The sequence below is a fragment of the Alcanivorax xiamenensis genome, from assembly GCF_009846745.1.
GTDB lineage: Bacteria > Pseudomonadota > Gammaproteobacteria > Pseudomonadales > Alcanivoracaceae > Alloalcanivorax > Alloalcanivorax xiamenensis.
The window spans coordinates 1-23,303 of sequence record NZ_AQPF01000034.1 but is presented as its reverse complement, the minus strand read 5'-3'; the positions used below and the strand labels follow the sequence as shown (position 1 = coordinate 23,303).

The window sequence follows — 23,303 nt, the reverse complement described above, 5'->3', positions numbered from 1 at the left end:
TGGTGCATATGGGGGCGAAAGCCCCCCCTTTTTTTGGTTCAGGCAATGGGCGTCTCCATCAAGGGCACGGGTCTGCATGGAGGCCTTCCGGGATCGCTGTAAATACATCCCTGTAAGCTCCCGGTGTGATGGTTTGCTCGCGGTGGACAGGAACATCCTTTCCCTTTTCATAAACGGCCGTCGGTTACCTCGAAGCGGAGCCGTGTTACGCCTTTGCGGAACCTGCTTCACGACGTTCCCGCAAAGGCGTAACACGGCTCCGCTGTCCCTGATGGAGGGTAATCCTGTTTCCCTCTAAACCGCGACGAACCCTTTTGCTTCAACGCGCGAACGTATCGCAGGCGCTGATATCGCCGCTGTCGAATCCGCGCCGGAACCATTCTACCCGCTGGGCCGAGCTGCCATGGGTGAAGCTGTCCGGCACCACGGCGCGTCCCGCCTGTTCCTGCAAAGTATCGTCACCGATGGCATTGGCGGCGGCCAGGGCTTCTTCCAGGTCCCCTTCCTCCAACAATTGCTTTTGCCCGGCTTCATGTCCCCACACCCCGGCAAAGCAGTCCGCCTGTAATTCCTGCCGCACCGACAGAGCATTGGCGTCGGCTTGGGAAAGGCCGGACCGGGCCTGGCGCACCCGCTGGCTGATGCCCAGCAAGGTCTGTACATGATGTCCCACCTCGTGGGCAATCACATAGGCCTGGGCAAAATCACCGGGCGCGCCATGGCGGCGGCGCAGCTCATTGAAGAAGGTCAGATCCAGGTACAATTGCTGGTCACCGGGGCAATAAAAAGGGCCCACTGCGGAGCTGGCGGTGCCGCAGGCGGAGCGCACGCCATTGCTGAACAACACCAGGGTCGGTTCGCGGTACTGTTTCCCCATACCGGAGAAGATGCGCCGCCAGGTGTCCTCCGTTTCCGCCAGCACCACGGCGGAAAATTCAGCCAGTTCCTGCTGTTCATCGGACAGAGGCCGCGATTGCTCCGCCATCGGATTTCCCTGCCCCATCGACAGCACGTCGATTCCCAGCAACCGGGTACCGACATAACCCACCACGCCCACCACAAGCAGCACCCGGCCACTCTTGCTGCGCAACAGCCAGGGCACCACCCGCAGCAGCAGTAGCGCCGCGCCCCCACCGCCACTGCCGGCACTCAGCGGCTGGCCCCGGCGATCCTCCACATTGCTGCTTTGTCGTCTTCCTCGCCAACGCATGATGGCACCAGTATCGTCTCTGAATAAGTATGACGACGTCTCTCGAAACCAGGGACATCGTCATACTTATTCAGAGGCCGCCAAATCGCGCTTCCACTCAATTACGCTGGTAGGGCTTGCCTTCCAGCCACAGGGTATGGCCGTCAAAACGGCACGGCAACGCCACCTCGCTGATACCGGTGCGGTGCAAAACCTGCCCGCTCTCCACGTGCGTGTAGCTGCCTTCGCCGTACTTCACATCCAGCCGTTCGGGCTGCGCCTGATACTTGAACTCGGTGTAGAAACGGAACCGGCCGGCACCGGAAGACTGTTCAAACTCACCCTTGCCATCGGCCCCCAGTATCAACCGGCTGCGACCCAGCCCACGGCTGAAATGCCCCTGGGCCAGTTGGCAGCCGGTGGCGGAACCGGTGGAAGGAGTCTGGCGACCGGCCAGGCGCCGTTTCAAATCCACCGCTGAAGACAGACGCTGGCCGTCCAGATAATGGCACTGACCACTGTCACCGCTACTCCGGCCACAGGGCACAGTGCCGGTAAGAGTCAGCAGATCACTACCCGCCGGCAGTTCCAGCCAGGAACCGTCGCGTCGCTTGAGCACTCCCGGCCCTCTCGGCATCAGCAATTCCACCGAACCGTGCCACAGATCGCCGTCGGCTAACCGCAGTTCGCCCTGATCCGGTTGCAGCCCCCGGTAAGCCCCGTCAAAACGGCGGCCGTCGGACCATTTGGAAACCGTGCCATCGGGAAACGAGAAACCACCGTTCAACGCCTGGTCCACTTTGCGCTCATCCTTGAAGCGCAATTCACCGATGATCTCATTGGCGGCGATACGCGCCTGCGCCATGGTGGCCAGCGTGGCGCCATTCTGAATGAACTCGAGCCGCCCCGGACCGGCCAGTTCGCCCCGGTATTGAGGCCCATCGAAAATCACCCGCAAACCATCACCGGCGTGCACCGTAAACGGCTGATAGTTACTGGACAGGTCACGTATCCGGGAAGGCGTGCCGTACAGGCGGCGGCGGGCTTCCTCGCCCACATGAGGCGTCACGGTACTGCGCAAGAAGCTCAGCTTCACCGATATCAGGGTGTCGCCGCCGGCGGAAACCGGTACCCATTCCTGAAACCGAACCCGTCCCAAATGCAACACCCGCACCTGATACCGGTCCGCCCAGAGGCGAGTGTCCAGACGCTGGCCCGCTTCCATTGGCCTTGAGGTAAACGAAATGAAGCCCTTGTTGTGCTCGGCGGCGGCCACCTCCACCTGCCAACCGTAGTAGGACCCGGTATGTCCGGGAGATATCTGAAAATGCAGGGTACCGGGCTGATCCCGGCCGGCACCGGCGACCACCCCCGGTTCCGGCAGCGGCTCCCGCGGCAACAGCTGGCAGCCGCTCAGGGTCAACGACCACAACGCCAGCAGCGCCGTGAGCCAGCCCTCCAGCTTTCCTTGTCCCGACACCACCATCAAAATATCCTCAGTCGTCCACGCCGGAAGCCCCGGCGGCGCCGTTCCATCCCTTCCGTTTCCGCGATGGTAACGCAGATCATGCTGCAACATAGTGACGGCCATCGCCAGCCCCCCATCAGCCGGGGTAAAGTAGGCCCTCGCCTGGAAGGGATATCGTGGAACTAGACCTCTCCATATTGCTGGTATTGGCGCTCGTGTCACTGCTTGCCGGCTTCATCGACACCCTGGCCGGTGGCGGCGGTCTGCTGACGCTGCCCGCTCTGATGCTGGCCGGTTTGTCGCCGGTGCAGGCGCTGGCCACCAACAAGCTGCAGGGCACTTTCGGTTCGGGCATGGCGGCGTTCACGTTGTGGCGCCGGCGACGCTTCCGCATTGCCGATGTGCGCGGGGCCTTCCTCGCTTCCCTGGTCGGCAGTGCCCTCGGCACTATTCTGGTGCAAGTGATGCACACCGACATTCTGGAGATCCTGGTTCCGGTGGTGTTGGTGGTTATCGCCCTCTATTTCCTGTTTTCAAAGGGCGCCGGTCAAGTGGAACGGGCGCCCCGGATCAGCGATACCACCTATGAGCGCACTCTGGTTCCTGGCATCGGCTTTTATGATGGCTTTTTCGGTCCCGGCACCGGCTCCTTCTTCGCCCTGGTGGAAGTGGCCCTGCGTGGCCGCGACCTGATTACCGCCACCGCCCGCGCCAAGGCGCTCAACTTCGCCAGCAACATCGCCTCGCTCACCCTGTTCATCGCTGGCGGCAAGGTGCGATGGTGGCCGGCCAGTTGCTGGGCGCGCGCCTCGGCGCTCACGCCGTGATCGGCGGCGGCGCCCGCTTGATCCGGCCTTTGATCGTGGTGGTCTGCATCGCCATGCTGGCTCGCTACCTGGCCACCACTCTGGGCGGCGGCGCTTGACCCGGGAGGGCGGCGACCCAGGGCCTGTTCACCCTATTTGCATCCAGCAGGCGGGATGCAAATAGGGTGAACAGGCCCTAAACTGACCTCCTGTCATTCCCACCAGTAGGTACGGCCCTCACTATGCGTGACTACCGACGTCCGGACGGCGAAACTCTCTATTTGCCCGTCGGCCCGTTCAAGCTGCGGCTGCCTTTTATTCACTATCGTTTTGAGTGGCCCGATTATCTGCAAGGGCTGTTGATGTGCGCGGTGGATTTGGCGGCCATTCCTCTGATGACCGAACTGCTTGGCATGCCCTTTGAAGCAGCCCTTGCCGTGGTATTGCTCAATGGCATTCTGTATCTGACTCACCACCTGCTGGGCGACCCGGTGGTACCGGGTTGGATCACTCCGGCGATCCCGTTGCTGATGGCCTATTGCAGCGGCTTCCCGGAAGGCCCGGAGCGTGTGCACGCGCTGATCGCTTTCCAGTTGTTACTGGGAGGATTTTGTATTTTCCTGGGACTCACCGGCCTGTCCCGCAAGGTGGTCAATGTGGTGCCGCCAGCCATCAAGGCCGGCATCATCATGGGCGCCGGCATCGCCGCGGTCATCACCGTATTCAAGGTCGGCGGCCGTTTCGAGAGTTTCCCCTGGACCATTTCCATCGCCATCGGCATCGCCTTCTATTTGATCTTTTCCCGTCACTTCAACGCCCAAAAAAACCGCAATGCGTTCTGGGCCACGCTGGGCAAACTGGGCATTTTTCCGATCATCGCTTTGGCCATCGTGGTGGCGCCGATCTTTGGTGAAGCGCCCTGGCCGACCATAGAATGGGGCTTCACCAAGCCGGATTTCGCCACGCTCTGGAATGAATACACCCTGTTCGGTCTGGGGCTGCCCTCGGCGGGCATGTTCCTGCAGGCGATCCCGACCATGCTGGCGGCCTATATCGTGCTGTTCGGCGATGTGCTGCAGGGCAAGGCGCTGCTAACCGAGGCGGACGAGGCCCGCAAGGACGAGAAAATCGACTACGATCCCAACCGGGCGCATATGATTTTTGGCGGCCGCAATGCCACCATGAGCATCATCGGCCCCGACGTGGCCATGTGCGGCCCGCTGTGGGCAGCTATGCATGTAGTCATTACCGAGCGCTTCAAAGAAGGCCGCAAGGCCATGGACTCCATTTTCGGCGGCGCCGGTTCGTTCCGTTGGGGCACCAACACCGGTCTGCTGTTGATGCCCATCGTCAGTCTGGTGGAACCGATCCTTGGCGTGGCGCTGGCGTTGACCCTGCTGATCCAGGGTTACGTCAGCGTGCGCATCGGCATTCTGGAGGCCCGCAGCCAGCGGGACCTGGGTATCGCCGGCGTCACCGCCGCGGTCCTTGCCACCCAGGGCGCCACCTGGGCCTTCGCCGTCGGCGTGGCCCTTTGTATTTTGATTTACGGCCGCCAGTTCTTCACTGGTGAGAATGATCAGACCTTCACGAAGGATCTGGAGCAAAAGGCTCCGGAAGAGTAAGGGGAGAGCGATGAAAACACGTGCCGCGGTATTGCGCGAAATGGGCGCCCAGCGCCCCTATAAAACATCCCAGCCGCTAAAGATCGAAGAGCTGGAATTGGATGCCCCCGGGCACGGCGAGATTCTGGTGCGGGTACGCGCCGCTGGCCTGTGCCATTCGGATCTGTCGGTGATCGACGGCAACCGTCCGCGCCCTCTGCCCATGGCCCTGGGCCACGAAGCCGCTGGTGAGGTAATGGAAGTGGGTGACGGCGTCACCGATCTGGAAGTCGGTGATCACGTAGTGTTTTCCTTCGTCCCCAGTTGCGGCACCTGCGACTACTGTCTCGATGGCCGTGCCGCTCTGTGCGCGCCGGGAGCCGCCGCCAACAACGAAGGCACGCTGCTCGGCGGCGGCATGCGTCTGCATCAGAACGAGCATACCGTGAATCACCACCTGGGCGTCTCCGGCTTCGCCGAGTACGCGGTGACGTCACGGCGCTCCGCGGTGAAGGTCAGCAAGGACCTGCCGTTCGATATCGCCGCGGTATTCGGCTGCGCCGTGCTCACCGGGGTCGGTGCGGTGGTGCACACCGCCGGTTTGCGCGCCGGCCAGTCGGTGCTGGTGGTGGGCCTCGGTGGTGTCGGATTGTCAGCGGTACTGGGCGCGGTGGCCGGTGGCGCCCGCCAGATCATCGCCGCCGATATTGCCCAGGACAAACTGGACATGGCCAAGTCCCTGGGCGCCACTCATGTGGTGAACTCCAAGGACGAGGATGCGGTGGAACAGGTCAAGGCGATCAGCGGCGGCGGCGTGGACATTGCCGCGGAATTCGCCGGTGTTGGCCCGGCGCTGGAGTTCGCCTTCGCCGCCACCGGCAAGGGCGGCAAAACGGTGACCGCCGGCTTACCTCACCCCAGCACCCGCATGGCGGTGAGCCCGGTGCAGTTGGTAGCGGAAGAGCGCAGCCTGCTGGGTTCCTATCTGGGCGGCCATGTGCCGGCCCTGGATATTCCCGAGTACGTGGCCCTGTACCTGGCCGGCCGTCTGCCAGTGGACAAGCTGCTCACCCATCGGCTGAAACTGGAAGATATCAACGAAGGCTTCGACCGCCTGGCTGATGGCGAAGCGATTCGCCAGGTGATTCTGTTCGACTAACGCTGGCACGCGACGCGCTTACACGCAACACGCTTGCACGCCATGCTTGCTGGCCTTGGGATAGACGGAAAGGCTTGATGGCTTGGGAAGTCCGTCATCGCTGGCACGCTGTTGCTTGGGGTTTAGCGTGCCAGCGTGTTGCGTGTAAGCGCGTCGCGTGTCGCGTGTCGCGTGCCAGCGCTATTATTTCAACTTCTCCAGCATCGCCGCCATCATCTGGTGGATCTTGTTCACCGCTTTCAACGGGCGGACCATCACCTTGAAGTCGTCAATACGGCCCTGATCATCACAGTGGATCATGTCGATGCCGTTGATATGAATCCCTTCCAGATTGGTGGAAAACTCCAGCACCGCGTTATTGCCGTCCAGAATCTCCCGCTCATAACGGAAGTGCTCGTTATTCAGAGTGCGCAGGGCGGCGGTCAGGTAAAGGGTGGTGATCGCCTTGCCTTCCTGGGGGGTATGCACCACCGGCGAGTGAAACACCACATTGTCGGCCAGAATCGCATTCAGCCCGGCGGCATCCCGGGCGTCCACCAGCTTGTGCCATTCGGCGATGGTTTTTTCTATCACGGCCAGTTCCTCTCGTTGGATTTTATCGTCAGGGATTGTCTTTGCGCCTTATTGTTTACGGTGTAAACATAACAGAGGCCAACGATAGCACACTGGCGTGGGCTGTCACCATCAAAGAAGGAATGTTGTGAATTCGCTGGCACGCTTACACGCAACACGCTTGCACGCCAAAGCCCGAGCCTGTTTGCGTGTTGCGTGTAAGCGACTTACTAGCCGCCAGCGCTGTCGAATTCCGCCTTCCCCGGACGATTACTCAAGGACAGCCAGGCGGGAAACGGGAGCGCCGATGAAGTATCTGTGTCTGATTTACGTGAACGAAGACGCTCTGGAACGACTGCCGGCGGATGAGCGGCGGGCACTGCACGACAGCGCCCGGGCATTACGCCAACAATTGCGTCAGCACCAAAGACTGCACGCCAGCGGCACGGTGGCGTGCACGCTCACCGCCACCACTCTGCGATACCGCGATGAACGGCGGCGGATCGAACCGGGGCCGGCCACCGAAGGCCCGGTGCAATTGGCCGGCTGGCTGGTGCTGGAGGCCGCCCATTTGGATGAAGCCCTGGCCCTGGCCGCCCATCTGCCCGCCTGCCGGCTTGGCGCCGTGGAAGTGCGGCCGGTCACCACAGCGGAGGAAACCCCATGATGCGATCCGCGGTTGTTGTTAGCATGAACAGGCTCTCCACCTCCCAACCGATCCGGCAAGCCCAGGAGCGACGCATGGACAGCCCCGCCTCACCGGCGCTGCAACGTCAGGTGGCCTCTCTGTACCAGGCGGAGTCCCGCCGGGTACTGGCCACGCTCATCCGTCTGCTGGGCGACTTCGACCTGGCCGAGGAGGCTCTGCAGGACGCCTTCATCGCCGCCATGGAGCAATGGCCAAGGGATGGCATTCCCGAGCAGCCCCGAGCCTGGCTGGTCTCCACCGGCCGCTTCAAGGCCATCGACACCCTGCGCCGGCGCGCCCGCTTTGACGCTTCCCAGGAAGAGATCGCCCGGCGCCTGGAAAAGGATGTGCCGCCCCCCGGCGAGGAAGAGGAATTGGAAGATGACCGTTTGCGGCTGATCTTCACCTGCTGCCACCCGGCCCTGCCCGCCGACGCCCGGGTAGCGCTGACCCTGCGAGAGGTGTGCGACCTCACCACCGAGGAAATCGCCAGCGCCTACCTGGTGGCCACACCGACCATGGCGCAACGCATCGTGCGTGCCAAGAACAAAATCCGGCAGGCCGGCATCCCTTACCAGGTACCGGAACGGCAGGAGCTCAACGAACGGCTCGACTCCGTGCTGCAGGTGATTTATCTGGTCTTCAACGAGGGTTATTTCGCCTCTTCCGGCGAGAACCTGACACGTCCGGATCTGTCCCGCGAGGCCATCCGGCTCGGCGCCTTGCTGGTGGAATTGCTGCCCGAGTCCGAAGCGCGCGGCCTGCTGGCGCTGATGTTGCTGATCGAGGCCCGGCGTCCGGCCCGCCTGGATCACCAGGGCGACGTGGTTTTATTGGAGGATCAGGACCGCTCGTTATGGGATCAGGACTTGATCCGGCAGGGCACCGCCCTGGTGGAGCGCGCCCTCGGCGAGGGCCGGTTCGGAGCCTATACCTTGCAGGCCGCCATTGCCGCCGTGCATGGCGAAGCCACCAGTGCCGACCAGACCGACTGGCCGCAGATCGTCGGCCTCTACGACGTTTTGTTGCGCACCAGCCCGTCACCGGTGATCGAATTGAACCGGGCGGTGGCGGTGGCCATGCGGGATGGCTGGGAAGCGGGCCTGAAACTGGTGGATGCGCTGCTGGACGACGGTCAATTGGACGGCTATCTGCCAGCCCGGGCCGCCCGTGCCGATCTGCTGCGTCGGCTGGGCCGCCACCAGGATGCGCTGCGGGTCTACCAGGAGGCTCTGACGCTGAGCCACCAGGGGGCGGAGCGGCGCTTGTTGGAAAAACGGGTGACGGAGCTGTCCTCCGTTATCCCATCTTCGTTATAACGCCCCCGTTGAGGATCCATCAATGAAATACCTGTGTCTGGTCTACTGCGAAGAAGAAAAACTGCACGGCTTGCCGGAGAGTCCGGAAGACGCCGAATGCGAGGCCTACTGCGAGACCGTGGAGGCCAGCGGCCAACTGGTGGCCGCCGAGGCCCTGGAGCCGGTCAATACCGCCGTCACCGTGCGTCTGCACCAGGGCACCACTTCGGTCACCGACGGCCCCTTCGCCGAAACCAAGGAACAACTGGCGGGGTTCTATCTGATCGATGCCCGCGACCTGAACCAGGCGATCCAGCTCGCGGCACGAATTCCGGCGGCGCGGGTGGGCTGCGTGGAAGTGCGGCCGGTGCGGGAGTTGCAGCCCTGACCGTTGTTACGCTGACTAAAGCCGCAGCCGGCTCAGGCCGCGTTCAATGCCGCGCTGCAACCCGGCCTTGATGAGTGGCCCCACCAGCGGCAATTTGCCCTGGAAGGTGATGACGTAGTGCAGCCGGCTGCCACCGTCCGGTTGCGCGGAGAAACTCATCACGCCCTGGTGATTCTTCAGCGGACTGCCCTTGCTGATGCGATACTCGATCCGTTCGTTGGGCACCACTTCGGTCACGGTTTCCTCGAACGGCGGCGCCAGCAGGATACGCATGCGGCGCACCGAACCGACGCCATTGGGGGCGTCCACGCCTTCCTTGATTCGCTGAATTTTCGCCGGCGCGAAAATCAGTTCCAGGTTTTCGTGATCACTGAGGAAATCGAACAGTTTCTCCACCGGAAACGGAAAGCTCCGGTTGATCTCAATACGCTGCATGGTATCCACCCACTATCCTGAAGAAGTCCCCCCAAGGACGACGGCGCGGTGGTCGTCGCCCCGGTTCAAAGCGTTCTATTGTTGTGCCCCCGCGACGGTGGGCACAGGTCCGCTCGGGCCATTGCGGGCGCCGTTTCAGGCCGCGTCGGCTTTTACCTGAAAGTATTGGTAGATGCCGTCCAGCAAGTTACGCAAGGCGTTGCCCTGCAAACTGATGCGCGCCATCAGCTCCGCCACGGCATCGTCCGCCTCCATGCCGTCCAGGTTCTCCTGGAACTGATCCAGCGCCTTGATGCGTTTCAGGTCCAGGCCGTCGGTCAGGTCGAACTCCAACTGGTCATTCCAGGACAGGTTCACCCGTACCGGCACCATGTCGGTGTCCAGGTGGGCCAGGATTTCCTCGCGGCCGAGATCCACCGCGGTAAATCGCACACTGGCGCCCTCGCCTTTCACATCCTTCAACTCGCAGCGATCACCAAGACCGAAGTCCTCCGGCAATTGCCGGTGATCCCGCAGCCAGCCGGCGAACGCGGTGGTGGGCGCGCTTTCACCGCCGGCATGGGTCACCGGCAACGAGCCCAGCGCCTCACGCAGCACCGACACCACCTGCTCGGCACGGGTGGAGGAAGAACTGTCCACCAGAATCCGGCCGCGCTCCAGATCGATCAATACACCGGTGCGGCGGGAGCGGGTGAATGCCCTCGGCAGCAACTCAAAGGTAATCTGCTCCTTGAGTTCCGCCCTTTCCTTACGGCCCACACGGCGGTCATCACGCTCCTGGATCTGCTCCACCCGCTCATCCAGTTCCTCCTTGATCACCGGACCGGGCAACAAGCGGGTGATCTCCTGATGCACGCAGTAGACGAACCCTTCCACCGCGAACACCATGCGCTCCTCACCCTTGAGCGGCGGCACGAAACCCTCGCTGCTGGGAGCCTGGCTGCCGCAGGGCTGACAACGGGCGCCTTCCAGTTGGGCTTCCAGTTCCGACACCGGCCAGGTAAAGGGGTCCTTGGCGCTAAACACCGTCAGATTCTTGATCCACATAACGTTCTACTCTCGGGGCGATCTTTGGGGGAAACCGGCAACACTAACCAAGGGACGCCGCGGCCTCAAGCACCGATGATCCACCGCGAGACATCAACCCGCCCCGGCCGCCAGCAAGTCCGCCACCCGCCGCTCCAAGGCCGGATGATCCGGGAGTCTCAGCCCGATTTCCTGTTCCAGCACCGCCAGCACTTCCGCCACGCTGCTCAGCGTCCGCCGCTGACGCTCCTGTCCTGGCGGATAGATCGACAGGCGCTGGTTATTCAGGTTCCGGCGGCCATCGGCATCCGCCCGGCAAGCCACCAGGTTGGTGACAAAGTGGGATTGCGGGTGGTGCGACAGATACCAGCTGGCCATTTCGTAATCCGCCTGCCACAACTCGCGCAGATCGAACCGGTACAGGGTTTTCCAGCCCGTCCCCGCGTAAGCCTCGAGCAGGAAATGATCGTTCAGATGCAGCACGCGATAGGGCTCATGGACGGTCTCCTGGGGGCCCACACGATCCAGCCGCAGGGGCGCGGTGGGGGTCAGGGCGCCGAATCCGGTGTCCACCAGATAATCCACCTCATCCAGGGTGACCCGCAGCAGCATGTGGGACACCGCCGGCCGCGCCGTGTAAGGCTGCTCCCACAGTACCCGGGCGCCCAGACCACTGACCTGAAATCCCAGTTGTTCGAGGATGTTCTTGAACAGCAGGTTATGCTCATAGCAATAACCGCCCCTTTTCTGGTGAATCAGCTTGCGTTCCAGCCCCTGTGGAGACAGCTCGACCTCCAGACCGAGAAACGGCGACAGGTTCTCGAAGGGAATGGTCGCGATGTGCCGTCGTTGCAGTTCCGCCAGCAGTGACAGCCCCGGCGTGCGCGGGCCGCGATAGTCGATTCGCTCCAGATAGGCATTGAGATCCACCCGATTGGTCATTGCGTCCTCTCCTTCCTCTTGGTCTGATAGGGCATCAAGCTATGGAGGGGTCAAGGCTAGGACCTCAACCATGCTTAAGGTAAAGCGGCGGTCATACGGTTTTTGCCTATCGCCGCAAAAGGTCAACCCGGCTTATTCAAATAACAGGCCGAATCACGCCTAAATGCCTGCGCCCTGACACGACTGATCACCCAAGAACCAACAAACCGTAAAAACAACAAGCCAGCTCCGGGAGAACAACAATGCTTGGCCAAATGATGCAACAGCCGCTGCTGATCAGCAGCCAGATCACCCACGCCGCCCGTTACCACGGCGACGCCGAGATCGTCTCGGTGGAAACCACCGGCGGCGTGCACCGCACCACCTGGGGCGAGGTGGAACAACGTTCACGTCAGCTGGCTTCCGCGCTGCTGCAACTGGGTTTGGAGCAGTGCGACCGGGCCGCCACTCTGGCCTGGAACAACTATCGGCACCTGGAAGTCTATTTCGGCGTCTCCGGCGCCGGCCTGGTCTGCCACACCATCAATCCCCGGCTGTTCCCGGAACAACTGGTGTACATTTTCAATCACGCCGAGGACAAGGTCCTGTTCATCGACAGAACCTTCCTCCCGCTGATCGCCGCCATCCGTGACAAGCTGGATCATCTGAAACACATCGTGTTGATGGGACCGGTGGACGAGGAAGCGGAAAAGCAGATTCCCGGCATCGTCGGCTATGACGATCTGGTGGCCAAGGGCGTCCCGGACTTCCGCTGGCCGGAGTTTGACGAGAACACCGCCTCCAGCCTGTGCTACACCTCCGGCACCACCGGCAACCCCAAGGGCGCGCTCTATTCCCACCGCTCCACGGTGCTGCATTCCTACGCGGTGGTGATGCCCGACAGCCTGGGGCTCAGCGGGCGGGACTGCATCATGCCGGTGGTCCCGATGTTCCATGTGAACGCCTGGGGGATCCCCTACGCCGCCGCCATGGTCGGTGCCAAGTTGGTGCTGCCCGGACCGAACCTGGACGGCGACAGCCTGAAAAACCTGATCAACGAACATCAGGTCACCCTGGCCGCCGGCGTACCGACCCTGTGGCAGGGTCTGATCGGCTCCCTGAAGAAGAGCGGCGAGAAGGTACCCAGCCTGAACCGCACGGTGATCGGCGGCTCCGCCTGCCCGCCATCGATGATCGCCACCTTCCGTGACGACTACGATGTCGACACTCTGCACGCCTGGGGCATGACCGAAATGAGCCCGATCGGCTCGGTCAGCACCCTGCTGCACAAGCACCTGAGTCTGTCAGCGGATGAGCAGGCAGCGGTGCGCGCCAAGCAGGGCCGGCCGCCGTTCGGCGTGGCATTGAAAATCATGGATGACGATGGCCGCGACCTGCCCAACGATGGCGAGGCGCAAGGCAACCTCTACGCTCAGGGCCACTGGGTGATCGACGCCTACTTCAATGTGGACACCCCGGCACCGCACCGCGACGGCTGGTTCCCCACCGGAGACATCGCCACCCTCGACGCCAACGGCATCCTCACCATCAAGGACCGCTCCAAGGATGTGATCAAATCCGGCGGCGAGTGGATCAGTTCGGTGGAACTGGAAAACCTGGCCATGGGCATGGACGAGTTGGCCGACGCCGCGGTGATCGCCGCCCGTCACGCCAAGTGGGATGAGCGTCCGTTGCTAATCGCCGTCAAGGCGGAAGGTCAGACTCCCTCGGAACAGGACATCCTGGCCGGTTTCGAAGGCAAGGTAGCCTCCTGGCAGATTCCCGACGCCGTGGTGTTCGTGGAACAACTGCCCCGCAATGCCACCGGCAAGGTGCTGAAAAACAAACTGCGCGAGGAATTCGGCGATACCCTGCTGAACCAGGGCTGAACCGCCTCTCACGGGAACGAAAAAGCCGCCGTGAGAGCCAGCCCTGCTGGCGAATGAAGTACTCTCGAAGGGTGAAGAATTCGCTTGCAAGCAAGCTTCCCACAGCGGCTTCGTCGCCCATTGCGGTGGGAAGCGGCCTTGGCCGCGAATGCCCTCGGGCCGTTGGCTATTCGCTTGTACGCAAGCACCCACAGCGGCTTCGTGGTAGCCTCCGATTGTCTCCGCTACTTCTGTTCTAATCCCGCCGGGGCGGTAGCACCTGCCACTCCGGCTCCTCGAACTCACCGATCACGGTGATCTCGCAAGTCCGGGCGTGTTTTTCCAGGATACCGCGCACGATCTCGCTGCGGCGGTCATCCTTGGCGTCCCGGCGGGCCTTGGATTCCCAATGCGCGATGGCCAGCAGGGTATCCGGTTCACCGATCTTGCGGTGCAAGTAGGTGCCCCGGGCTCCCGGCACCTGCTGAATGATCTCACTGGCCTCGATCCAGGCCTCGGCGTACTCCGCCACCGTGTAGCCCGGCTTCATTTTCACTTCGAAAATAAACTTCATGGCTGTGCCCTCTCTTTCCGCACTTTTTACCTTCCGTTCAAGCTCCGTTCAGGAAGACGACAGGCCCGGTTCAGGGTGCCCTCTCTATGCTGGCCGCATCGTTAAACCGTGTCAGCAACAAAGGATCAAAGCCATGAAAACATTCGGCAAACTGGTATTGGGCAGCACTCTGATCGGGGCTATCGGGCTGGCCCAGGCCGCCGATCATTTCGGCGGCATCACCTGGGGTGAAACCAGTAACAACATGCGGAAATCCCACTCGGTGAACGCGCAGTTGAACGACCCCGATCTGGACGGGGCCATCAACAACAGCGGTACCTGGGGTGCGCGTTTCGGCACCGTGGAAGACAACGCCCGCGTCTACGTCACGTACGACTATGCCTCCGATACCCGGCACCAGTACAAATTCCGCCAGCAGAATCTGCTTGGCAGCTATGACGCCCTGCTACCGGTAGGCGATCAAGGGACTCAACTGTTCGGTGGCGTCAGCGCCGGCCTGGTCAGCCTGGAGCAGGAAAGCCGCGGTTTCCACCGGGATCGTGACGTGGGCCTGGCCGGCGGTGTACAGGCCGGCATCATTCAGGATCTCGGCCATAACGTGGCGCTGGAAGGCGGCTACCGCTACCTGCGCACCAGCGCCGACGCGCGGCTGAAGGAACGCGGCGTGGGCAATGCCGGCCGCGCTGATCTGCACAGCAGCGAGCAGTTCTATGTCGGCGTAAACTATCGGTTCTGATCGGCGCCGTCAGGTGCCATGGGCTCCACGCCGGCGAGGCATTATCGGAGGCCCCATGAAACTGCTGGTGGTGGAAGACGAGGCGTTACTGCGCCACCATCTGTACAGCCGTCTGGGCGAGCAGGGTCACGTGGTGGATGCGGTGGCCGGTGCCGAGGAGGCGCTGTACCGGGCCAGGGAATACCATCATGACCTGGCCATCGTCGATCTCGGATTACCCGGCATGAGTGGTCTGGACCTGATTCGCGAGATTCGCAATCAGGGCCGGGATTTTCCCATCTTGATTCTTACTGCCCGCGGCAACTGGCAGGACAAAGTGGAAGGGCTGGCCGCCGGCGCCGACGACTACGTGGTCAAACCGTTCCAGTTCGAGGAGTTGGAAGCGCGCTTGAACGCCCTGCTGCGGCGCGCCTCCGGGTTCGTTCAATCGACTATCGAGGCCGGCCCCCTGGTGCTGGATCTGAATCGGCGGCAGGCCCGTGTCGGCGGGCACGGCCTCGGGCTGACCGCCTATGAATACCGGATTCTCGAGTACCTGATGCGCCACCATCAGCAGGTGGTGAGCAAGGACCGGCTGATGGAACAGCTCTACCCCGATGACCAGGACCGCGATCCCAATGTGATCGAGGTGCTGGTCGGGCGCCTGCGTCGCAAACTGGATCAACCGGGTGGCTTCCGGCCGATCGAGACGGTACGCGGGCAAGGCTATCTGTTTACCGAGCGTTGCCGGTGAAACGCTCCCTGCGCCTGCGACTGATGCTCGGCGCCGCCACTCTGGCGGTGCTGTTCATCATTGCCCTGCAACAGGCCCTGCAGCAGGCGTTCAGCCTGGCACTGGAAGACACCATCGAACAGCGGCTGGCGGCGGATGTGAGCACTCTGATTTCCGCCGCCCGGGTGGAAGATGGCCGCTTGCACATGCCCGATCATTTGCCCGACGAGGAATTCTCCCTCCTCGACAACAAGCTGTTCGGCTATATCTATGACCGCGATGGCCATCTGCTCTGGCGCTCCGCCTCCACCCACGATCTGAACATCGATTACCTGCCCCGTTATGACGGCGACAAGAACCGCGAGTTGCACCGCATTCGCGACGCCAACGGCGTCAGATTGTTCGTCTACGACATGGAAATTGATTTGCTGCGGGGCGAGAACGCCGCCTACAGCATCGTCACCGTACAGCCGTCCCGGGACTATGACGCCATGCTGTCCGGCCTGCGCAAGCAGCTTTATGTCTGGCTCGGCGGCGGTCTTCTGGTGTTGTTGTTACTGCTGTGGCTGGGGCTGACCTGGGGTTTGCGCACCCTGCGCGGCATGAAAGAAGAATTGGACCAGGTGGAAAGCGGCGAGCGGGAGCGTCTCAGCGAAGACCATCCCCGGGAACTGCTGCGTCTGACCCGCTCACTGAACCGTTTGCTCGACGGTGAACGGCTGCAGCGGGAGCGCTATCGGGATTCCCTGGCGGATCTGGCCCACGGTCTGAAGACCCCTCTGAGCCTGCTTCAGGCGGTGGGCGAGACGCTGTCTTCCCGTCGGGAAAATCACGAGCAGGTGGAAATCATGGGCGATCAAATCGAGCGCATGAACCAACAGATCGGTTTTCAACTGCAACGGGCTTCGCTGCGTCGTAGCGGCTTGATCCGTCACCAGGTGGCACTGGCGCCCTTGCTGGACACCCTGGAAACCGCCCTGGACAAAGTCCACCATGGGAAGCGGGTCACTCTGGAGCGGGCTGTTCCCGAGCACTTCATGGTACCGCTGGAACAAGGCGCGCTGCTGGAGGTACTCGGCAATCTTCTGGAAAACGCCTATCGCCTCTGTCTCAGCCGGGTACGCGTCAGCGCCCGACGGCTCAGCGACGGTGACATCCTGGTGGTGGAAGACGACGGCCCCGGCATCGCCGGGGATCAGCGCGAACGCATCCTCCGAAGGGGCGAGCGGCTGGATACCCGCCATCCCGGCCAGGGGCTGGGGCTGGCGGTGGTCAAGGACATTCTCGACAGCTATTCGGCGACCCTGACCCTGGACGATTCCCCCCTCGGCGGCGCCCGCTTCATGTTGTTCTTTCCTCGCTAGGAGGCAGTTGGGAACCACCCGCGCACGGCCTCCGCGATTCTGTGCGCGCACTGCTCCGGTCTCGCCTGAAGGATAAAATGCGGCCCCTCGAGTTCGACGATATTCAGATCGGCAAAGGCAGCCTGGAACTCCTCGGTGGCGTTCCTTACCAGAACATCATCGCGGGGCCGAAGATACAGCGCCGGCACAGTGAACTGGTGGCCTTCAAAACGCATACCCGCTATTTGTCTGAGCCGTTCCCCAAGCACCTTTCCCGGCACCGTGCTTACTGTCTGTTTGAACCGGGCAATCGCATCATCGGAAGCGTCCCGCCCCATGAGAAACCATCGAATTCCCAACGATGAGGCGGGCAGCGCCAGCAATGATTTGACCGGCAAGGCCGCCGCCAGCCCGGGAAGCAACCTACCGGGTCTGGAAAGAAAAGACGCCACGAAAATAACCGCCTTGAGGTTCGGGTCCTCCCGCAGCAGGAGCCGCTCCGCGATCTTCCCGGAAAAGGACTCCGCCAGCAGCATATAGTCGCTATCCGGCAACTGGCCGGCGATGTGATCGGAGAGGCGCTCGATGTCCTGCCGCCCACTGTCCGGAAGCGGAATCACTTCGCACTCCAGCGACGTCAGATGCGTCAGCAGGTCGCGAAAAAGCAGCCCCGTTCCATCCATCCCCGGCAGCAGCATCAGTTTCATGCGCGTTTTACCGCTCGCTTTCCGTTACTTCCTGAACCAATCGCTGAAACAGCGCCATGTCTTCCCAGGCGCGATGGTCGCCTTCGGCGTAGGCGCGGGCATTGCGATGGTAAGCCAGGGCGTTGACCCGGTTGGCGACGCGGTTATCGCGTTGACGGCGCACTTCGCCGGGCGAGCCCATGACGATGGAATTATCGGGAATCACCGTGCCTTCCTTGAGGAAGGTATGGCCGGCAATGATGCAGTTATCACCGATCACGCAACCGTCCATGATGGTACTGTTGATGCCGATCAGGCAGTTGTTACCAATGGTGCAGCCATGCAGCGTCACATGGTGGGTAATGGAACAGTACTCGCCCACCCGGGTACCACAGCCGCTGCCGATGTGAATCATGACGAAATCCTGAATGTTGCTGTAACGGCCGATGTGGATGTCATAGGCTTCCGCCCGCGCCGCCGCGTTGATCCACACGGATGCCCCTTCCTCGATGGTGATATCGCCATACAGGTAAGCGGATTCGTGAACGTAGGCACTGTCGTGAATGTTGGCGCGGGAATCGATGAACCCCATGGCTTGTTCTCCTTATGCTGATTGCGGTTTCATACCATTCGGAATTTCGTAGCGTACATTTAGGGCCTGTTCACCCCAGCATTATCAAAGAGACCGGACAGGCCGGTCCGACAGGGAGCATAGCATGGGACAGTTCATTGATATCGAGGCCCGCGACGGCGGTCATTTCCGAGCCTATCTGGCCGTGCCGGAAGGGGGCCGGGGGCCCGGGCTGGTGCTGGGTCAGGAGATTTTCGGTGTCAACGGCACCATGCGCGAGTTGGCGGATTTTTACGCCGAGGAAGGCTACGTCACCCTGGTTCCGGATCTGTTCTGGCGTATCGAACCCGGCATCGAACTGGGCTACACCGAGCGGGATTTCGGTCGCGCTTTCGAACTGTTCCAGACCATTGATCTGGATCTGGCCATCGACGACATCGCCGCCACGCTGGACGTTCTGCGGCAACGGCCGGAGGTAGCCGGAGACGGTTTGGGCTTCGTCGGCTATTGCCTGGGCGGCAAGCTGGCCTATCTGACCGCCTGCCGCACCGATGTGGCGTGCAGCGTGGGCTACTACGGAGTCGGTATCGAGAACCATCTGCAAGAGGCCGGATCGATCCGGGGGCGGCTGGTGCTGCATTTCGCCGAGTTGGACGGCTTCTGCGACAGCGCGGCCCGCAACCGCATCATCACCACCCTGGGCGGCACCGTGTCACGCCTGGAAACCTTCGTCTATCCCGGAGTGGATCATGCCTTTGCCCGGCCCAAGGGCGACCACTATCACAAACCCTCCGCGCAGATGGCGCATGAACGCACCATCGCCGCCCTGAAAAGGGAGATCGGCCCCGAATACGATCTGTCCGCCCTGTGGGAGGAACACGTGCGCTACGAATTCGACGCGCGCGATGTGCCCGCGACCATGGCCACCATGGTGTCCGAACCCTATGTGAACCACATTCCCACCATGACCGGCGGCGTCGGCTATCCGCAGCTGAGCCGCTTCTATCAGCACCATTTCGTCCACGGCAATCCCGAGGACATGATGCTGACGCCGATCTCCCGCACCATTGGCGCCTGCCAGATCGTCGACGAGTTCGTGCTCAGCTTCACCCACGACCGGGAAATCGACTGGCTGCTGCCCGGCGTCGCCGCCACCGGCAGGAAAGTGGAAATCCCCATGCTCGGCGTGGTGCGCTTCCGCGGCGACAAGCTGTGCCACGAACACATCTACTGGGACCAGGCCAGTGTGCTGGTGCAAATCGGCCTGCTGGACCCGGCAGGCCTGCCGGTAACCGGCGTGGACAGCGCCCGCAAGCTGCTGGACGAATCCCTGCCTTCCAATACGCTGATGGCACGCTGGAAGGAGAGCGCGGGCCGGGACTGAGCCACCGACCGATCGTGGCCCGTGAACCACTGCCTCCCCGCCATTGGCGATAGCAGTGGTTAGACGCCCGTTCGCTGCCAAGGCAGCTTCCCACAGCGGCCTCGTAGTTTCTTTGCGGGAAGCGAGCTCGCTCGCGAAATCATGTCCGCAAGACCGACTATTCCGGGCAGCCGGCCTCCGGGCTCGGGCAGTTCACCATCCAGGGGATACCGAAACGGTCGGTGGCCATGCCGAAACGCAGCGCCCAGAACGTCGCTTCCATGGGCATGATCACGCTGCCGCCGCTACACAGCGCCGCGAAGACGTGCTCGGCCCGCTCCGGGTCATTTACCTCCAGCGACACCGACAGCCCCGTCGGCACCTGATACCGGTCCGAAGGGCTGTCCGAGCCCATCAGCACGGTGTCGTCCAGTTTTACGCAGCCGTGCATGATCCAGTCCTGTTTCGCCTCGGGCATGTCCTTACAGCCTTCAGGCCCGTACGGCAGCAGCGCCAGAATTTCGCCGTCCAGCAGATCAGCGTAGAACCGCAGCGCTTCCTCGCACTGTCCCTGGAAGAAAAGATAGGGATTTACGTTCACGGATGACTCTCCTTATGGGTTAACGTCACCAGAGAGTCGATCAGGAAGATGCGGATTCGACAAGCTCCCGGCTTTTCCTTGAAACGGATGCCGGGAGCTTGCCGGGAGCCCCCTAGAACAGGGCTTGGGGCAGGTAGGTGGCAATTTCCGGGAACATCATGATCAGGGCCAGGCCGATGATCTCCACGATCACGAACGGAATCACCGAGGAGTAGATATCACGCATACTGACATCCGGTGGCGCCACCCCTTTCAAATAGAAGAGGTTGAAGCCGAACGGCGGGGTCATATAGCCGATCTCCATGTTGATCACGAACAGGATGCCGAACCAGATCGGATCAAAACCCAGACTCTGTACGATTGGCATGAACACCGGCAGCGTGATCAGCATGATACCCACGGGATCCAGCACCATCGCCAGCAGGAACACGATCACCATCATGGAAATAATGATCGCCCAGGGACCGCCGGGGATCGACGTCATCAGCCCTTCGATCAACGCCTGGGCGCCCATGCTCTGGTAAGCGGCACTGAAGGCGTGGGCGGCGAACAGGATCCACATGATCATACCGGTAAGCTTGAAGGTGCGCAGAGCCGCTTCCCGCATCAAGCCCAGGGTCAGCTTACGGTAGACGATGGCGGAAAGCAGGGAACCAAACACGCCTACGGCGGCCGCTTCGGTAGGGGTGGTGATACCCTTGATGATGGAGCCCAGCACCATCACCACGATCAGGATCGGCAGGATCACCGCCCGCAGCGCGCGCATCTTCTCCGCCATGTTGCCCCGCTCTTCCTTGGGCAAGGCCGGTGCCAGATTCGGCTGGAAGGCGCACCGCACGACGATGTACAGCACCGTCAGCACCATCAACAACAGGCCCGGCAACACCCCGGCGGCGAACATCTGACCCACGGAAACCCCGGTGATCAACGAATACAGGATCATCAGGATGCTGGGCGGAATCAGAATTCCCCAGCCGCCGCCAGTGTTGATCACCCCCAGCGCCAGCTTCTTGTCGTAACCGCGCTCCAGCATCGACGGCAGAGCAATGGTACCCATGGCCACCACCGCGGCGCCGCTGATACCACACATGGCCGCGAACAAGGCACAGATGCCGAGGGTACCGATGGCCAGACCGCCGCGCAGGCCACCCCACCACAGGTGCATCATATGATAGAGGTCCTTGGCCACCCCGGTTCGCTCCAGCACCATGGCCATGAACACGAATAGCGGGATCGCCACCAGGGTCGAACTTTCCATCGTGCCCCAGATCTGCGAGGCCACCATATAGAAAGCGTCGGCACCCCAGGTGAAATACAGGAACACCACCGAGACACCGCCCAGTACGAAAGTCAGCGGCACGCCCAGAAAGACGAAAAGCAGCAGAGTGCCGAAGAACAGCAAGGTGAGCATTTCGATACTCATAGGTGGTCTTCCTCCTCGTCACCCAGAGTCTTGATCTCCGACGGATCGATCAGATTGAAGGCCACGCCCAGGTCCTGCAGCAACTTGGCCAGGCCTTGCAACAGCAGCAGCAGGGCCCCCAGGGGAATGCAGGCCTTGATCGGCCAGACCGGCGGGTTCCAGGCGGAGTAGGAGGTCTCCAGACTCTCGATCGATTCCAGCGCCATGGAGCTGCCGAAATACAGCAACGCCCCGACGAAAATAAAGAACACCGCCGAGGTGATCACATCCAGGCCCGCGCGCACCCGCACCGGTAACGCGGAGTGGAACAAGTCCACGTTGACATGGCCTTTATGCGCCATGACGTAACCACCGGCGAGCACACCGTAAACACCAAACAGCATTTGCGTCAGCTCGTTGGTCCATACGGTGGGCGCACCGAACACGTAACGGAGGAACACCTCCAGTATCAGGAACGCGAACATCGCGAACACCAGATAGGACACCCAGCGGCCGACATGGTCGTTCAGCCAGGTGATCCCATTAATAAACGCTCGAACCGCGGACATGGGGCTCCTCCAATAGGTCGAGTGAAGGGCGGGAACGAGAAAAGGGCGCCACGGTGGGCGCCCTCATCATCCTGACGGTCACCGGTTACAGGTAACCGAGGTCCTTCAGGAAACCACGCAGTTCTTCCACGATGGCTTTCGCCTCGGGGCTGCGCTCGGCTTCTTTGTCCCAAGTCTTCTGGGCGGTGGCGGTCAGACGTTTCTGCACATCGTCGGGCAGAGTGTTGACCTGCACGCCTTCATCACGCATCGCCGTGGCCAGGGAAACCCGTTCCTGGTACAGATACTCATTGGTGCGCAGCCAGAACTGCTCTTCCAAGGCATCCTTGACGATCTTGGCCATGCCTTCCGGCAGCTTGTCCAGGGCTTTCTGGCTGACGATGAAGACGTCGGTGCCGGCGATGTTCAGAGCCGGTTTGACGTGGTATTTGGCCACTTCGTACAGGCCCATGCTCTTCGCGCCCTGGGAGGCGCCCCAGTGGGCACCGTCGACCACGCCGGTGGACAACGCCTGATACAGTTCGCCACCGGGGATATAGGAGGCAGCGGCACCGGCTTCGGTGAGGAATTTCTGCAACGCGCCGGAAGAACGGATCTTCAGCTTGGTGAAGTCATCCCAGCTTTCCACCGGCTTCTTGATCACCATTTCCGTGGGGTAGATCTTGTCGGTGGAATAGTACACACCGTACTTGGCGGCTTCCGCCCGCAGCTTGTCCTCGAACCCCATGTTTTTATGGAAGTACACCGCTTCCCACACATTGTGGAACGCGAAAGGCAGGCCAGAGGCGATGCCGCCCAGGCTCAGTTTGTCCTGAGCGTAGCCCGGGGAGATGGTGCCCATCTGAATGATGCCCCGGCTGACCGCATTGAAGGTCTCATTGGGCTTGAACAGGGCACCAGATTCAAACAATTGCAGTTGCAGACGGCCGCCGGTGCGTTCTTCCAGTACCCGCTTGATGCGCTCCAGGCTGTCCTTGTAGGAACTGCTGGCACCGGGCCAGTGGGATTGAACCTTCCACTTGATGACATCATCGGCGGAGGCCAGGGAGGGCAAAACAGCGCTGGTTGCCACCGCCACCGCGGCGGCGGCCGTGACCAGATGCTTACGGAGTTGTGCTAACAGAACCATTCTAGTTCTCCTGCTTTTTCTTCTCGGGTGGTGAGCGCCACCGGTTTGGGTCAAAACGATAGCCATTCCGCATAGCGAAACAGGCGATCAAAATAATGAGAATCCGCGCAAATTTAACACAGGATCCCTCATCACCATACCCACTTTTGTCTTATTTCATTTCCGCGACTAAGAGCCCATCTGGGATCTTTACGCCACCGCGTTGCTGCTGGAAA

General features: G+C 61.7%; 25 protein-coding genes. 12 read left to right on the top strand and 13 right to left on the bottom strand.

The annotated features are described in order from the left end of the window. Positions 1–319: 319 nt before the first annotated feature. Together ypfJ and A6D6_RS16250 are read right to left on the bottom strand one after the other, a co-directional pair. Entirely contained in the window at positions 320–1,210 is an 891-nt protein-coding gene (ypfJ, locus tag A6D6_RS16255; protein ID WP_133492261.1) for a KPN_02809 family neutral zinc metallopeptidase, read from the bottom strand. Positions 1,211–1,307: 97 nt separating this feature from the next. Continuing rightward, positions 1,308–2,675 carry a hypothetical protein gene (locus A6D6_RS16250; protein ID WP_159661293.1) on the bottom strand — a complete coding sequence of 456 codons (1,368 nt, stop codon included), beginning with the start codon at positions 2,673–2,675 and terminating at the stop codon, positions 1,308–1,310. 158 nt (positions 2,676–2,833) lie between these two features. On the opposite strand from A6D6_RS16250, the gene A6D6_RS16245 reads away from it, so the two are divergent. From A6D6_RS16245 to A6D6_RS16235, 4 genes are all read left to right on the top strand, one after another. Then, positions 2,834–3,484, top strand: a complete 651-nt coding sequence (locus A6D6_RS16245) for a TSUP family transporter (RefSeq protein ID WP_236564134.1) — start codon at positions 2,834–2,836, stop codon at positions 3,482–3,484. Further along, entirely contained in the window at positions 3,451–3,582 is a 132-nt protein-coding gene (locus A6D6_RS22055; RefSeq protein WP_255461660.1) for a hypothetical protein, read from the top strand. Before A6D6_RS16245 ends, A6D6_RS22055 begins: the two co-directional genes overlap by 34 nt. A 123-nt stretch (positions 3,583–3,705) precedes the next feature. Continuing rightward, a complete protein-coding gene (locus tag A6D6_RS16240; protein ID WP_159661292.1) occupies positions 3,706–5,088 on the top strand; it encodes a hypothetical protein in 1,383 nt (460 codons plus the stop codon). A 10-nt stretch (positions 5,089–5,098) separates the two neighbouring features. Continuing rightward, entirely contained in the window at positions 5,099–6,226 is a 1,128-nt protein-coding gene (locus A6D6_RS16235; protein ID WP_133492265.1) for a zinc-dependent alcohol dehydrogenase family protein, read from the top strand. 183 nt (positions 6,227–6,409) lie between these two features. On the opposite strand, the gene A6D6_RS16230 is transcribed toward A6D6_RS16235, so the two are convergent. Next, a complete protein-coding gene (locus tag A6D6_RS16230; RefSeq protein ID WP_133492266.1) occupies positions 6,410–6,799 on the bottom strand; it encodes a nuclear transport factor 2 family protein in 390 nt (129 codons plus the stop codon). A gap of 286 nt (positions 6,800–7,085) precedes the next feature. On the opposite strand from A6D6_RS16230, the gene A6D6_RS16225 reads away from it, so the two are divergent. The 3 genes from A6D6_RS16225 (at position 7,086) to A6D6_RS16215 (ending at position 9,152) form a co-directional block, all read left to right on the top strand. Next, positions 7,086–7,445 (top strand): YciI family protein, encoded by a 360-nt coding sequence (locus tag A6D6_RS16225; RefSeq protein ID WP_159661291.1) that lies wholly within the window; start codon positions 7,086–7,088, stop codon positions 7,443–7,445. 74 nt (positions 7,446–7,519) lie between these two features. After that, a complete protein-coding gene (locus tag A6D6_RS16220; RefSeq protein ID WP_133492268.1) occupies positions 7,520–8,785 on the top strand; it encodes an RNA polymerase sigma factor in 1,266 nt (421 codons plus the stop codon). Positions 8,786–8,807: 22 nt separating this feature from the next. Then, on the top strand, positions 8,808–9,152 hold the full coding sequence (locus tag A6D6_RS16215) for a YciI family protein (protein ID WP_133492269.1): 345 nt from the start codon (positions 8,808–8,810) through the stop codon (positions 9,150–9,152). A gap of 15 nt (positions 9,153–9,167) precedes the next feature. Here A6D6_RS16215 and A6D6_RS16210 read toward each other — a convergent pair whose 3' ends face one another. The 3 genes from A6D6_RS16210 to A6D6_RS16200 form a co-directional block, all read right to left on the bottom strand. Further along, positions 9,168–9,587, bottom strand: coding sequence for an SRPBCC family protein (locus A6D6_RS16210; protein ID WP_133492311.1), 420 nt, complete (start codon positions 9,585–9,587; stop codon positions 9,168–9,170). A gap of 135 nt (positions 9,588–9,722) precedes the next feature. Next, positions 9,723–10,634, bottom strand: coding sequence for a recombination-associated protein RdgC (locus tag A6D6_RS16205; protein WP_133492270.1), 912 nt, complete (start codon positions 10,632–10,634; stop codon positions 9,723–9,725). A gap of 93 nt (positions 10,635–10,727) precedes the next feature. Further along, the gene (locus A6D6_RS16200; protein WP_159661290.1) at positions 10,728–11,555 is read right to left on the bottom strand and encodes an arylamine N-acetyltransferase family protein; all 828 of its coding nucleotides are present in this window, start codon (positions 11,553–11,555) and stop codon (positions 10,728–10,730) included. 242 nt (positions 11,556–11,797) lie between these two features. On the opposite strand from A6D6_RS16200, the gene A6D6_RS16195 reads away from it, so the two are divergent. Continuing rightward, on the top strand, positions 11,798–13,423 hold the full coding sequence (locus A6D6_RS16195; protein WP_133492272.1) for a long-chain-fatty-acid--CoA ligase: 1,626 nt from the start codon (positions 11,798–11,800) through the stop codon (positions 13,421–13,423). 235 nt (positions 13,424–13,658) lie between these two features. Here the strand turns inward: A6D6_RS16195 and A6D6_RS16190 are convergent, their stop codons facing one another. Then, on the bottom strand, positions 13,659–13,976 hold the full coding sequence (locus A6D6_RS16190; RefSeq protein WP_159661289.1) for an antibiotic biosynthesis monooxygenase family protein: 318 nt from the start codon (positions 13,974–13,976) through the stop codon (positions 13,659–13,661). Positions 13,977–14,109: 133 nt separating this feature from the next. Here A6D6_RS16190 and A6D6_RS16185 point away from each other — a divergent pair, with 133 nt between their 5' ends. The 3 genes from A6D6_RS16185 to A6D6_RS16175 are packed head-to-tail and all read left to right on the top strand — an operon-like array spanning position 14,110 to position 16,788. Next, on the top strand, positions 14,110–14,712 hold the full coding sequence (locus A6D6_RS16185) for an outer membrane beta-barrel protein (protein WP_133492274.1): 603 nt from the start codon (positions 14,110–14,112) through the stop codon (positions 14,710–14,712). Between the two features lie 55 nt (positions 14,713–14,767). Further along, the gene (locus tag A6D6_RS16180; RefSeq protein WP_159661288.1) at positions 14,768–15,445 is read left to right on the top strand and encodes a response regulator; all 678 of its coding nucleotides are present in this window, start codon (positions 14,768–14,770) and stop codon (positions 15,443–15,445) included. Then, positions 15,442–16,788, top strand: coding sequence for an ATP-binding protein (locus tag A6D6_RS16175; RefSeq protein WP_201303814.1), 1,347 nt, complete (start codon positions 15,442–15,444; stop codon positions 16,786–16,788). The genes A6D6_RS16180 and A6D6_RS16175 overlap by 4 nt, the downstream gene beginning before the upstream one ends. Here the strand turns inward: A6D6_RS16175 and A6D6_RS16170 are convergent. Both A6D6_RS16170 and A6D6_RS16165 read right to left on the bottom strand, forming a co-directional pair. Next, positions 16,785–17,474, bottom strand: a complete 690-nt coding sequence (locus A6D6_RS16170; RefSeq protein WP_159661287.1) for an alpha/beta fold hydrolase — start codon at positions 17,472–17,474, stop codon at positions 16,785–16,787. The two genes, A6D6_RS16175 and A6D6_RS16170, sit on opposite strands and share 4 nt — an antisense overlap. Positions 17,475–17,481: 7 nt before the next feature. Then, on the bottom strand, positions 17,482–18,045 hold the full coding sequence (locus A6D6_RS16165) for a gamma carbonic anhydrase family protein (protein WP_133492277.1): 564 nt from the start codon (positions 18,043–18,045) through the stop codon (positions 17,482–17,484). A gap of 124 nt (positions 18,046–18,169) precedes the next feature. Here A6D6_RS16165 and A6D6_RS16160 point away from each other — a divergent pair, with 124 nt between their 5' ends. After that, entirely contained in the window at positions 18,170–19,408 is a 1,239-nt protein-coding gene (locus tag A6D6_RS16160; RefSeq protein WP_159661286.1) for a dienelactone hydrolase family protein, read from the top strand. Between the two features lie 157 nt (positions 19,409–19,565). Here A6D6_RS16160 and A6D6_RS16155 read toward each other — a convergent pair whose 3' ends face one another. The 4 genes from A6D6_RS16155 to dctP all read right to left on the bottom strand — a co-directional run bounded on the left by A6D6_RS16155 (position 19,566) and on the right by dctP (position 23,088). Further along, complete coding sequence (locus tag A6D6_RS16155; protein ID WP_133492279.1) at positions 19,566–19,988, bottom strand: VOC family protein; 423 nt, start codon at positions 19,986–19,988, stop codon at positions 19,566–19,568. Positions 19,989–20,100: 112 nt separating this feature from the next. Continuing rightward, positions 20,101–21,411, bottom strand: a complete 1,311-nt coding sequence (locus tag A6D6_RS16150; protein ID WP_097058289.1) for a TRAP transporter large permease — start codon at positions 21,409–21,411, stop codon at positions 20,101–20,103. After that, positions 21,408–21,959, bottom strand: a complete 552-nt coding sequence (locus A6D6_RS16145; RefSeq protein WP_133492280.1) for a TRAP transporter small permease subunit — start codon at positions 21,957–21,959, stop codon at positions 21,408–21,410. The genes A6D6_RS16150 and A6D6_RS16145 overlap by 4 nt, the downstream gene beginning before the upstream one ends. Before the next feature lie 85 nt (positions 21,960–22,044). Continuing rightward, positions 22,045–23,088, bottom strand: coding sequence for a TRAP transporter substrate-binding protein DctP (gene dctP / locus A6D6_RS16140; RefSeq protein WP_133492281.1), 1,044 nt, complete (start codon positions 23,086–23,088; stop codon positions 22,045–22,047). Between the last annotated feature and the right edge of the window lie 215 nt (positions 23,089–23,303).